We start from the raw sequence: 12,261 nt of genomic DNA, 5'->3' as shown, positions 1-12,261 counted from the left end.
TACATGCGATCGATCAAGCTTAACCGTGTTATTGTTACCGTTGTCATGGGGGTTGCGGGCATTCTGTTCATCATGCCGTTCTTATGGATGCTCTCCGCCTCCTTCAAGCCCGAGCTGGATGTCATGAAATATCCGATAGAATGGATTCCATCGAAATGGAATGCGGCGGAGAACTACAAGCAGGTATGGGCGGGTGCCGTGCCGTTCACACTCTACTACTGGAATACGACAAAGGTTACTCTGATGTCTACAGCGCTGTCACTGATTATCTCCGCTATGGCGGCTTACGGTTTCTCCAAAATCATTTTCAAAGGGCGGGATATGCTCTTTCTGGTGGTCCTGGCCACCTTCATGATTCCAACGCAGGCCATTCTGGTTCCGCAGTTCATTATGTACCGCTGGCTTGGACTGTTCGACAGCCATTTCGGGCTGGTGCTGCTTGCCGCCTCCGGGGTGCTTGGAACCTTCCTGCTGAGACAGTTCTTCCTTGGAATCCATGATGAAATTATTGAATCGGCGCGGATTGATGCAGCGGGCCACTGGACGATCTTCATGCGGATTGCCATGCCTCTGGTGCAGCCAGCCCTTGCTACCTATATGATTCTCCGCTTTATCTGGACCTGGAATGATTACCAGAATCCGCTGATCTTCCTTCGTTCCGATTCATTGTTTACCCTGCAGCTGGGCATCCGGAAATTCGCTGATTTCAGCGGCGAGTTCTACTCCTTGATGATGGCAGGCGCTGTATCGGCCATTCTGCCGTTGTTAATTATTTTCATGATCGGCCAGAAGCAGGTGATTGAGGGAGTTGCGATGGGCAGTGTCAAAGGCTAGACTAATTACATTACAGGGGGCCAAATCATGTCAAAAGTAAAACGCAATCTATTCATTGCTGTACCGCTGTTATCCCTGCTGGTATCCGGATGTGGAGGCGCGGGCAATGCAGAGAAGGAGCCGGCGGCAACGGGTGCAGGAGCAGGTGCAGAACAAGCGGTAACCATTAAGCTGAGCAACTGGTATGCCAAAAAAATGGACAATTGGGATATCGTGATTGCCGAGTTTGAGAAGCAGCATCCGAACATTAAGGTGGAATTCGCCTCTGCGGAGGATAACAACTCCAACGAGTATTATAAGAAGCTCGACCTGGCGGTGGCCGGGGGGGACGATCTGGATATCCTCATGTTCAGTAACATGACCTTCCTGTCCCAGCGGGCAGGGCTCGGCATGATCCAGCCGCTGGATGATTATCTGGCCAAGGACGGCATTAATTTCAAGGATGAATATACAGCGGATACCAGCATTGACGGTAAGATCTATGGATTGCCCGGCAAGTCCTCGCAAGGTCTGGTCATTATCAACGAGGATCACCTAAAGGAAGCGGGACTTGAGCTGCCAAAGGATTGGACCTGGGATCAGTACATGGATTACGCCAAGGCGATGACGAAGAAAACGGGCGATAAGACCCGTTATGGAACCTACTTCCACAGCTGGATTCAATATGGCTATGTGGCTCAGACCTTCGGCCAGGCGGTGAATGCGAATCTGACTACCGATGACGGCAAGACCGCCAATATTGACAATCCATTCATGCGCAAGTCGCTTGAGCTGCGGCTTCGGGGAGAAACGGAAGGCTCCGCAACCCCGTATTCCGAGGTGGTCAGCCAGAAGCTGAACTACAGACCGCAATATTTCAACCAGGATACCAGTATGCTTGTCACCGGCTCCTTCCTGATCCCGGAGACTGGCGGAACCGATACCATTCCGGCCAGCTTCAAGACCGTGTTCGCTCCGCTGCCGAAGATGAAGATCGAAGATCCGATGTCCTCGAACGTCAGCGGGGATGTCCTGAGCATCTACAGCAAGTCCAAGCATAAAGACGAAGCCTACACCTTCATCCGCTGGTTCTCCACCGAGGGGATTGTGCTGCAAGGGAAGAATATTCCGTCCTGGAAAAAAGCTGACTTGAAAGATGTGGTGGACCGGATTATCGCAGGCAGCAAGACCCCGGAAATGATCGACAAGGCTTCGCTGCTCTATGTTCTGGAGAATACTATACCGACTACGGCAGCTACAGCGGTGCCTTATCACGCTGAGCTGGAGAAGGTGCTGCTGGAGGAATTCGACAAAATGCTGCTGTCCGGTCAAAGCATCGATGATACGATCGAGCACGCACAGACCAAAATACAGAAGATTATCGATTCCAAATCCTAAGCAGCAGATAATACAGATTAGATAGGAGTGCTGACCGTGCTGTATCCAATAATGACGGAAACCCGCAGTCTGTTCGATCTGGGCGGGGTATGGAATTTCAAGCTGGACGATGGCTCCGGCTGGGAGGAGAATTGGCAGGCCTCCAAGCTGACAGATACAATCCCTATGGCGGTGCCTTCGGCTTACAATGATCTGGGCGTAAGCCCGGAGATTCGTAATCATGTCGGCTGGGTGTGGTACGAGCGGGAGCTGACGCTCCCTTCGGGCATCCTGAATGAGCGGCTGGTGCTGCGCTTCGGCTCGGCCACCCACAAGGCGAAGGTATTTATCAATGGAAGCCTGGTGATGGAGCATGCCGGCGGATTCCTGCCCTTCGAGGGCGTGATCAATGACTTCATTCGGCCGGGAGCCAACCGGTTGACCGTGGCCGTGCATAATGTGGTGGATTACACCACATTGCCTGTTGGCCTGTATACGGAGACCGAAGGGCCGGACGGGAAGATTAAGGTGAAGAACCAGCCGAACTTCGATTTCTTCAACTTTGCCGGACTCCAGCGGCCGGTGAGAATCTACTCTACACCGCAAACCTTCGTAGAGGATGTTACGGTGGTCACGGATTATTCTGGTGAGAACGGAATCGTCAAGTACAGCGTGGACATTAACGGCGAAGCGGATATCCGGGTTACGGTACAGGATGAAGAGGGGAATACGGTCTGTTCAGGAAGAGAGCCGTCCGGTGTACTGGATATTCCCTCTGTCAGACTATGGCAGCCGCTGAATGCCTACTTGTATACTCTGAGAATTGAGCTTGTGCAATCCGGGCAATTGATTGATGTCTATGAGCTGCCGTTCGGCGTGCGGACGGTAGAAGTGAAGGACGGGCAGTTCCTGATTAATGGCGAGCCCTTCTACTTCAAGGGCTACGGCAGACATGAGGATACTCCGTTCCATGGACGGGGCCTGGATGAAGCCGCGAATATTATGGATTTCAATCTGATGAAATGGTCCGGGGCCAACTCCTTCCGCACGGCGCATTATCCGTATGCCGAGGAAGTGATGCGGCTGGCCGACCGTGAAGGCTTCGTCGTGATCAATGAGACTCCGGCAGTAGGCCTGGACCTTAATTTCCTCGTGATGTTCTCAGGGGGTTCGAAGAAGGATACCTGGGCAGAGGTCCAGACCTTCGGACATCACCAGCAGGTGATCCGTGAGCTGATCAACCGCGATAAGAACCATGCCTGCGTGGTGATGTGGAATGTAGCGAATGAACCGGCCTCCTATGAGGATGGGGCGTACGAATATTTCAAGCCGCTGATCGAGCAGCTGCGGGAGGATGATCCGCAGCACCGTCCGGTGACCCTGGTAACGCATATCGAAGCCTCACCGGCTAACGACAGAATCTCTGAGCTGATCGATGTGCTTGCCTTCAACCGGTATTACGGCTGGTATGTGGACGGAGGGGACCTGGAGTCGGCGAAGGTCAATCTGCGGCAGGAGCTGGAAGCGTGGACCCGGCGCTGCCCCGGCAAGCCGATGATGATGACTGAATACGGAACCGATACCGTGGCTGGACTGCATGATGTGGAGCCAATCATGTTCACGGAAGAATATCAGGTGGCGTTCTACCGGGCGAATCATGAAGTCTTCGATGAGTTCCGGGAGTTTGTGGGTGAGCAGGTATGGAATTTCGCCGACTTTGCCACCAGCCAGGGCATCATCCGGGTGCAGGGGAACAAGAAGGGCATCTTCACCCGTGACCGCAAGCCCAAGGCGGCAGCCCACGAGCTGCGCCGGAGATGGACGGAGATCCCTGATTTTGGCTATATGAAGTGAAATGAACTTTCGGTTGCAGCGCAAGCTTGCAAACCTGCAAGCCTGCAAGTCTCCAACCCTTCAAGCCTCCCGTTATGGGAGGCTTGTTTTTTTTATACAACAACCCCCGGCTCGGCTGGGGGCCTTAATGATTCGTAGCAAGAGGGAAGGGCGGATGGAGTTGGAAAAAAGGCATTTAATTTTGCGTAATGGAGGATTAGGGGGAAACGGCTGGATAAAGTACACTTAATTCCTGGAATATGATTTATTTAGCAGAAGTTGGACCGAGTAAGCTGCATTTTTCCAACTAATTAGTTTACGTACCCCTTTACCGCCAAATTAGATGTACAATTTCCACTTCTATAAGTCCGCCGTCATGAGTCAGACGCTGTAAGCCTACCCTAATGATCCAGTCCCGCCTTCCGCAGACACTGCGCCTTCCCGCTCCACTTCCCGCGAACATTCTACATTCTGTTTTATTCCTGCTTAGCATATCTGCCCGGAGATACTCCGGCCACCTTGGTGAAGCTGCGGATAAAGTTCGCGTAATCGCTGAAGCCGGATTGATAACAGGCCTCGGTAAGACTAAGGCCGTCCCGGAGGTAAGCCTTGGCTAACGAAATCCGGCGGTCCAGGATATAGGAGCGCAGCGTTAGTCCTGTGTGTTGTTTGAACTGTCTGCTGATATAGGTGCTGTTCAGATGAAAGAGGCCGCTAAGCTGCTCAAGCGTGAGGGGCTGCCCCAGGTGGGCATCAATATACTCCATCGTCCTGCGGACCAGCTCCGGCATGATATCCGCAGGAACGATGCTTGTTCTATGAAACACGGTGTTGGTCAGCACCAATAATTGAGCAAGCATGCTGTTGGCGAGGATATCTGCCCCATACATATCGGATGAGAGGGCCTTCTCCAGATCGCCGGTCAACCGGAGAACCTGCTGAAGCTCGGCTTCCTCCAGATGAACGATGTTGCCCTTTCCCTTCGGACGGTAGTCGAAGCACCAGGATAGTGGAGTAGCCGGAGTAGAGAGGCGGTGCAGATAAGATTTTTGCAGATTGATCGTAATCCTTTCATATTCTGATTCATCCTGGCTGAAGGAACGGTGCATCTCTTCCGGGTTCAGCACAAGCAGATCTCCGCGCCGCAGGTGGTAGCAGCTGTTCTCAATATAGAACTTGACGTTGCCGCGCAGAAATAGGTACAGCTCATATGCTTCATGGCGGTGATAGAAGGTTCCCATATTATAGGTGGTTGTCCTGTGCAGGTAGAGGTAATCTTTATGGATAGGGTCATAGCGAAGCTCAAAAGGCTCGTTCATGGGTAACCTCCGGATCATTTCGCGCAATAATAACAGCGGAACCTGCAATGATTCTTCTCTGGAACTACTTTAAAATGACATTATCCTAGCATGCAGGAATAGGATTTGCAATCATTTTATCGTAATAGAGCAGACTGGAGGACAGAATAGTGGAACTGATTATAACGGCAAGAAGCAAGACTCAGGAAGCTTCAGAGTATACCGGACTTAACGGGCATGGACTGCATGCATCTGTAGAGATAACAGGCGGGACAGGCAGTGCACAGCATCCCTTTCAGGCTCATGTGCAGCTCACGAATCTGAACAGCGCGCCTTGGTCAGGCGTCATTCATGTGGAGTTGCCGTTCGCCAAGGCTGATCCGCGCTTTTTTCTTCCTGCATTTATGTATGGCCGTAACCGGGGAGAAGCTCCGCAGAATGTCCCGAACGAATTCCCGAGATTAAGGGAGGGGAAGCCCGCGCGTCCTTCATCTTCCTGGTGGATGGTGCGCAGCGACCGGCTGTCACACCCTGCTGCGCTTGTATATGACACCGGGACAGTGTACGGATTATGCGCCAGCCCTTATTTTATATACAGGGAGGGAGAGAAGACCCCGTGGAAGCCTGGGCTGGAGGGGGAGTTCTTCCAGTATGGCGGCTTCACCTGCTCGCTTGCCAAGGGAACGGTCGGGTATACGCTGGGGTATGAGAATGCACCGCTTCTGTTCATCAAATCGCATCTCGTCAAGGAGCGGGCACCGCTGGAGGAGAACTGCTTCGAGCTGGCGGCTTCGGAAACTGTAACGTTCACATTGGATCTGTATGCGTATACGGCCGGATCTGAGCTGGGTATCCATGCTGCACTGGAAGAGATTTATTCCCGCTATCATCAGCCCCCAAGATCCGGCAGTGATAGTCGGACCGCAGCGGCCGATCTGTCGAAGGCCATCTATCAGTATGCATGGCTGCCTGAGGACCGGAGCTACACAACCTTTGTCTATGAGGACAAGGAGAAGGGCGGGTACCGGTATAATAAAATCATCTCCACCAGCTGGACAAACGGTTTGACTGTAGCCACTCCTATGCTGATGGCTGCGCTGCGGCTGGGAGATGAGCCTATGCGCGGGCAGGCCCTCTCCTGCATTGAGAATATCATCGCGAACTCCCTGAACCCGGCTTCCGGTCTCCCTTACGAGGCCTATCAGGACGGCAGATGGAGCATTCACGGCTGGTGGTTTGACGGGATGCGCACGCCGGGACATTCCGCTTATCTGTGCGGACAGGCCTTATTCTATATTATGAAGGCCTACGAATATGAGAAAAGACTGAGCCATGTCATCCACGAGGACTGGGTGGACTTCGTGCGTAAGATTCTCCCTGTACTGGAGAGAAGCCGGAATTCGGACGGTGAATACCCTACGATTCTCTCCGAGAGAACCGGTGCCGGTCTTGAATATGATTCCTTCAGCGGGACGTGGGTCTTGGCGGCCATAGCTTACTATAGCTGGCTCACCGGAAACCGGTCGCATCTGGACAGCCTGAAGCGCAGTGAGCGGCATTATTATGAGACCTATGTGAAGCGGATGGAATGTTATGGAGCGCCGCTTGATACGGATAAAGCGATTGATTCTGAAGGGATTCTGGCGTATATCCGGGCGGTCCGATATCTGCATGCCCTCACTGGGGATGAGCTGTATCTGGATCATATGAGAGATGCGCTTGCTTACGAATTCACCTTCAAATTCGCGTATAATTCACCGGTTAAGGTACCGCCGCTCAGCACCGCGGGCTGGTCCAGCTCCGGGGGGAGCGTGACCTCAGTCGCCAATCCGCATATTCATCCCATGTCGAGCAGCGTGGTAGATGAGCTGTATTATTATGTGCAGCAGTGTGAAGATCCGTATGTGAAGCAGCGGCTGCTGGATACCGTCGGCTGGGGCTGTCAGACCTACAACAGATATGACCGGGAGTTCGATCATGGCTTGACGGGCTGGATGTCCGAGAGATTCTGCCACTCGGAGGGTCTGGTGACCGAGACCTACAGTGACGGCTCACCGGCCAGTACCTGGTTCTGTCTGATGCCCTGGGCCAGCGGCAGTATTATAGAAGGTCTGGTTGGCGATTACTGGGAGACGGACAGCGAGTAGCGCTGTCCATTCTCAAGGTTGATATTCTGTTAAAAATATGGGGCTGTCGCAAAAGCGACAGCCCCTTTATTGTGGGAACAATGTATGTGGAAACAGCATACATTTGCCTGGCGCGCAGGGATGAGGCCCGAATGTATGTGGAAAACAGCATACATTTGCTGGCGTGCGGGCGTGAGGCCGATGGCGTAAAGTAAGTTGTGTACCAAGATTTGGAGTCTAGTCAGACACCAAAAAAGTAGGGTATCCTCGGGATTGCGAAACCACCAAGGAGGAACCCTACCAATGAATATTTTACCCGAAAGTTCTCTGAATAATCTATTTGAAAAACTTGTTAAAGATTTTGTGAAAGACAACATGGAACGCCTGTTGCGCGCCGAAATCCAGGGGTTTATGGACAGTGAAGAATCGGGTGCCAGTAATAGTCGCAACGGCTATTATACGCGAGACTTGCACACGAAATACGGCCATATCGAGGATCTTCAGGTGCCCCGGGACCGCCAAAGCCTTTTCCAAACGCAGATGTTTGAGCCGTACCAGCGGCGGGACGGATGGTTAGAAGAGGCTGTCATCCAAATGTATAAATCGGGCATGGGCACGCGGGATGTGGCCCGGTTCATTGAAAGTATGTTTGGCAGCCACTACTCCCCCACCACGGTCAGCAATATTACGGCTACGGTGCTGGACGATATCCACCAGTGGCAGAAACGGCCCCTGAGCAAACGGTACTCCGTGATCTACTTGGATGGGCTGTACGTGAAGCTGAAACGGGGCACGGTCCGTGGCGAAGTGGTCTACTTTGCGATGGGGATTGACGAGGAGGGACAGCGTCAAATTCTCGGGTTTTACGTGGGCGGCCAAGAGAGTTCGAATGGCTGGCGGGAGGTACTCAAAGACCTGTACGACCGCGGAGCGCAGGAAGTCCTGCTGGGTGTGTTTGACGGACTACCGGGGCTGGATGCGGCGTTTAAAGAGACCTATCCTCAGGCAGATGTACAGCATTGCGTAGTGCACAAAGTGCGGGCCACGTTCCCTAAAATCCGGATGGAGCACAAAACTGATGTCCTTGAAGCGTTGAAAACCGTATATACCGCACCGGATGAAGTGGTAGCCCGGGCTAACTTTGATACGGTCAAAGCGAAGTGGAACAAGCTATATCCGAAGGAAATGAGGTCCTGGGAGGAACAGTTATCCACACTCCTGACGTTCTACAAGTATCCGGAATCGATCCGTAAAGCGATCTACACGTCGAACCCCATCGAACGGATGAACAAGGAAATCCGCAAGCGTCTGAAACCGATGAACAGTCTGACGAACATGGATGCGGCAGAGAAAATCGTGTACCTGGAGATGCTGGAATACAATGAACGTCATGCAGGGCGGGTCGCCCAAGGCTTTGGCATGGATGCCGTTAAAAAGAAGCTAAAAGAGCTATTCGAAACACGCTACCCCTCTTTACCCGCACCGGAAGAGGCGTAGCAGAGAAATCCAGTTTCTGGGGGTCGGGGTTCCCCCTCCCCCCAGAAACACTGCACCCCAACCCGTAACCCGGGGGAGGTACTTCTACTCTCTTACACAAACTTCTTGACGCTACCGTGAGGCCTGAATGTATGTGGAAAACAGCATACATTGTGCTGGCGTGCGGGCGTGAGGCCCGAATGTATGTGGAAAACAGCATACATTTGCTGGCGTGCGGGCGTGAGGCCTGAATGTATGTGGAAAACAGCATACATTTGCCTGGCGCGCAGGGATGAGGCCCGAATGTATGTGGAAAACAGCATACATTGTTCTGTTGCGGAGCGTTCCCCTCCCCCAAGTGCTCACGCTGAATCTACTCCAGCATAAAGAGAGCTATCCCAAGCAGCCGTTTCATGGCTTCTGGGACAGCTCCAATTAAGCTATCGTAAATTTCATACCCATCGTATGCAGTTCATTTCCTTGAATTTCAGTGAAATCATCTTCTACAGAGACCGGAATTTCAATTCTTTTTTCAGTGCCCTAACTTCCTCTAAATCTACAGTATCAGCACATTACCCTGGATGTAAGGGAAAAGACAGCTATAATGAACCTTACCTTTTTCAAAAGAATGCCTGTGCACTTACGGCAGCATACCAGCCCGGTATCTGCCAGGAGACATCCCGGCGACCTTGGTGAAGCTGCGGATGAAGTTGGCGTAATCGCTGAAGCCGGACAGCTCGCAGGCGGCTGCGACGCTCTTGCCGGAGGTAAGGTGGCTCATGGCCAGGGAGACGCGCTTGTTCACGATGTATGAGCGGACGGTAAGTCCTGTGTGCTCTTTGAATTGCTGGCTTATATATTTGCCGCTGTAATGGAATTCCTGCTCTAGCTGGGCGGAGCAGATCGGTTCGAGCAGATGCTCCTCGATGTAAGCCATTGTCTGGCGGACCAGCTCCGGCATGAGATTATGCGGCAGGGCGGCAGAAGACTGCTGCAGCGTGTTGATGAATACAAGCAGGCGGGTGGCATAGGAATCGGCCAGCAGATCCTGTCCGAACTCCTCGGAGTGAAGGCTATGGATCAATTGGTCCGCCAGTCTGGTATAGAAGGCGCACTGGTCGCGGGAGAGCCGGATCAGCGTGTTCAGCCCGGAGGGAAAGGGGTTGAAGCAGGCCAGCAGATTCGTACGGCTACTGGACAGCCGCCGCAGGGCGGATCTTCTCAGGTTCAGCCCGATCCGTTCATAGGGCTGGTTGTCGGCACAGACACATCGGTGCATCTCACCGGGTCGGATCAGGAGCAGATCGCCGGGGGAGAGCTTGTAGCAGGACTGCTCCACATACATGTAGGTATTGCCTCTCAGGAACAGGTAGATTTCGTAGGCATCGTGCCGGTGATAAGGCTGAGCCGGGCTGAGCTGCTCCGTGGTGGTTGATTTGTGGAAGCAGATCATTTCTTCGGGGATCGGGGTGAATACATATTGGGTAAGTTGCTCCATGGCATTCATTCCTTTATTTGGATATATAAGGATTATCGGTATCCGCGCAATATAGTATCGCTGATATGCAACGACGATATATCAACTATTTAATATAATACAGGAATAGGAAGCGCTTGCAAGTGTTGCAAGGAAAAAGGACAAGCCTGTACAGGGTACAGCTGCCGCTTCGATTAGACAGGAGGTGCGACCAGGGGCAGAATTCGGCAGGAATGTTGTGCAGAAATCATATAATAAGGAGATGAAGCAATGAAATCAACGTTTAAGAAATCATTATGTACCTTGCTGGCAACAGTAACTATGTTGTCTGTGCTGGTGGTGCCGCCGTCCAAAGTGAATGCAGCCAGCGATGTGACGGTCAATCTGTCCGCCCAGAAGCAGGAGATTCGCGGATTCGGGGGCATCAACCATCCGAACTGGATTGGGGACCTGACCGCCGCACAGCGGGAGACCGCCTTCGGGAACGGGGCGAATCAGCTAGGATTCTCCATTCTGAGAATCTCTGTAGACGAAAACAAGAACAACTGGTATAAGGAGCTGGACACGGCCAAGGCGGCCGTTGCCAAGGGAGCGATCGTCTTTGCTTCACCATGGAATCCGCCCAGCAGCATGACGGAGACCTTCAACCGCAACGGGAATACCTCGGCCAAGCGTCTCAAATATAACCAGTACGGCGCATACGCCCAGCATCTGAATGATTTCGTGACGTATATGAAGAATAATGGGGTTAACCTGTATGCGATCTCGATACAGAATGAACCGGACTATGCCGAGACCTGGACCTGGTGGACACCTGCCGAAGTCTTGAACTTTATGAAGAATTATGCCGGTTCCATCAATTGCCGGGTCATTGCTCCCGAGTCCTTCCAATATCTTAAGAATATGTCCGACCCGATTCTGAATGATTCCCAGGCACTGGCCAATATGGATATTCTGGGTGCGCATTTGTATGGAACACAGGTGAACAACTTTGCCTATCCGCTCTTCAAGCAGAAGGGTGCAGGCAAAGAGCTGTGGATGACTGAGGTCTATTATCCGAACAGCAATAACAACTCGGCCAATCTGTGGCCGGAAGCGCTGGAAGTAGCATACCATATGCACAATGCGCTGGTGGAAGGGGATTTCCAGGCTTATGTATGGTGGTATATCCGCCGCCAGTACAGCCCGATGAATGAAGACGGCAGTATCAGCAAGCGCGGGGACAGCATGGCCCAGTTCTCCAAGTTCATCCGCCCGGGTTATGTAAGAGTGGACGCGACCAAGAATCCGAATACCAATGTCTATGTCTCGGCTTACAAGGGCAGTAACAAGGCAGTTATTGTGGCTATTAATAAAAGCACTTCGGCCGTCAGCCAGCGGTTCGTCCTGCAGAACGGCACAGCCTCCAGCTTCGCTTCGTGGATTACCGACGCCAACCGGAAGGTGGCTGCCGGCTCTAACATTAATGTGTCGAACGGCGCTTTCACCGCCCAGCTGCCTGCGCTTAGTGTAACTACCTTCGTAGCCACACTCGGAAGCAGCAAAAGCTCCGTAACGGATGCAATCTATGACATTGAAGCAGAGCCTGCTTTGGCTGAGGAAGTTCTTGCCCAGTAGAATGCAGTCGCAGCATTTATGACTTAACCGCAGTTAGACCCGCATCCCGGCCTGTAAACCGCAGCTTGTATAGTGCGTTTACAGGCCGGGATTTTTGATATTTTAAAGGACGGCACAGCCGTTTCTGCTTCTTTCGGGGCAAACGTTTAAATTTGAAAGAGAATAGTGTTATTTTAAAATGAATCGTGCATCCTTCTGCTACAAATGTCCAAGTTCAGTTGTTAAGATATTACCAGGCAAAACC

At 52.4% G+C, this 12,261-nt stretch carries 8 protein-coding genes; 6 read left to right on the top strand and 2 right to left on the bottom strand.

Annotation, left to right across the window (positions count from 1 at the left end):
* Positions 1-3: 3 nt before the first annotated feature.
* From NSU18_RS07535 to uidA, 3 genes are read left to right on the top strand one after another with little or no spacing between them, the layout of a single operon-like run.
* On the top strand, positions 4-834 hold the full coding sequence (locus NSU18_RS07535) for a carbohydrate ABC transporter permease (RefSeq protein WP_341020769.1): 831 nt from the start codon (positions 4-6) through the stop codon (positions 832-834).
* Between the two features lie 27 nt (positions 835-861).
* A complete protein-coding gene (locus NSU18_RS07530) occupies positions 862-2,211 on the top strand; it encodes an ABC transporter substrate-binding protein (RefSeq protein ID WP_341148688.1) in 1,350 nt (449 codons plus the stop codon).
* 36 nt (positions 2,212-2,247) lie between these two features.
* Positions 2,248-4,044 carry a beta-glucuronidase gene (gene uidA, locus NSU18_RS07525; RefSeq protein WP_341148687.1) on the top strand — a complete coding sequence of 599 codons (1,797 nt, stop codon included), beginning with the start codon at positions 2,248-2,250 and terminating at the stop codon, positions 4,042-4,044.
* Between the two features lie 455 nt (positions 4,045-4,499).
* Here uidA and NSU18_RS07520 read toward each other — a convergent pair whose 3' ends face one another.
* Positions 4,500-5,342, bottom strand: coding sequence for an AraC family transcriptional regulator (locus tag NSU18_RS07520; RefSeq protein ID WP_341020774.1), 843 nt, complete (start codon positions 5,340-5,342; stop codon positions 4,500-4,502).
* Positions 5,343-5,491: 149 nt separating this feature from the next.
* On the opposite strand from NSU18_RS07520, the gene NSU18_RS07515 reads away from it, so the two are divergent.
* Together NSU18_RS07515 and NSU18_RS07510 are read left to right on the top strand one after the other, a co-directional pair.
* Positions 5,492-7,468 carry a hypothetical protein gene (locus tag NSU18_RS07515; protein WP_341148686.1) on the top strand — a complete coding sequence of 659 codons (1,977 nt, stop codon included), beginning with the start codon at positions 5,492-5,494 and terminating at the stop codon, positions 7,466-7,468.
* Positions 7,469-7,750: 282 nt separating this feature from the next.
* Positions 7,751-8,944: an IS256 family transposase gene (locus NSU18_RS07510; RefSeq protein WP_341148370.1), complete on the top strand. Its 1,194-nt coding sequence runs from the start codon at positions 7,751-7,753 to the stop codon at positions 8,942-8,944.
* 619 nt (positions 8,945-9,563) lie between these two features.
* Here NSU18_RS07510 and NSU18_RS07505 read toward each other — a convergent pair.
* A complete protein-coding gene (locus tag NSU18_RS07505) occupies positions 9,564-10,421 on the bottom strand; it encodes an AraC family transcriptional regulator (protein ID WP_341020777.1) in 858 nt (285 codons plus the stop codon).
* Positions 10,422-10,670: 249 nt separating this feature from the next.
* Here NSU18_RS07505 and NSU18_RS07500 point away from each other — a divergent pair, with 249 nt between their 5' ends.
* The gene (locus tag NSU18_RS07500; protein ID WP_341020779.1) at positions 10,671-12,017 is read left to right on the top strand and encodes a glucuronoxylanase; all 1,347 of its coding nucleotides are present in this window, start codon (positions 10,671-10,673) and stop codon (positions 12,015-12,017) included.
* Positions 12,018-12,261: the final 244 nt, after the last annotated feature.

It is taken from the genome of Paenibacillus sp. FSL H8-0048, from assembly GCF_038002825.1.
In the GTDB taxonomy this organism is placed as follows: domain Bacteria; phylum Bacillota; class Bacilli; order Paenibacillales; family Paenibacillaceae; genus Paenibacillus_AQ.
Note: the sequence above shows the minus strand (reverse complement) of the source record. Positions and strands in the feature narration are given on the sequence as shown.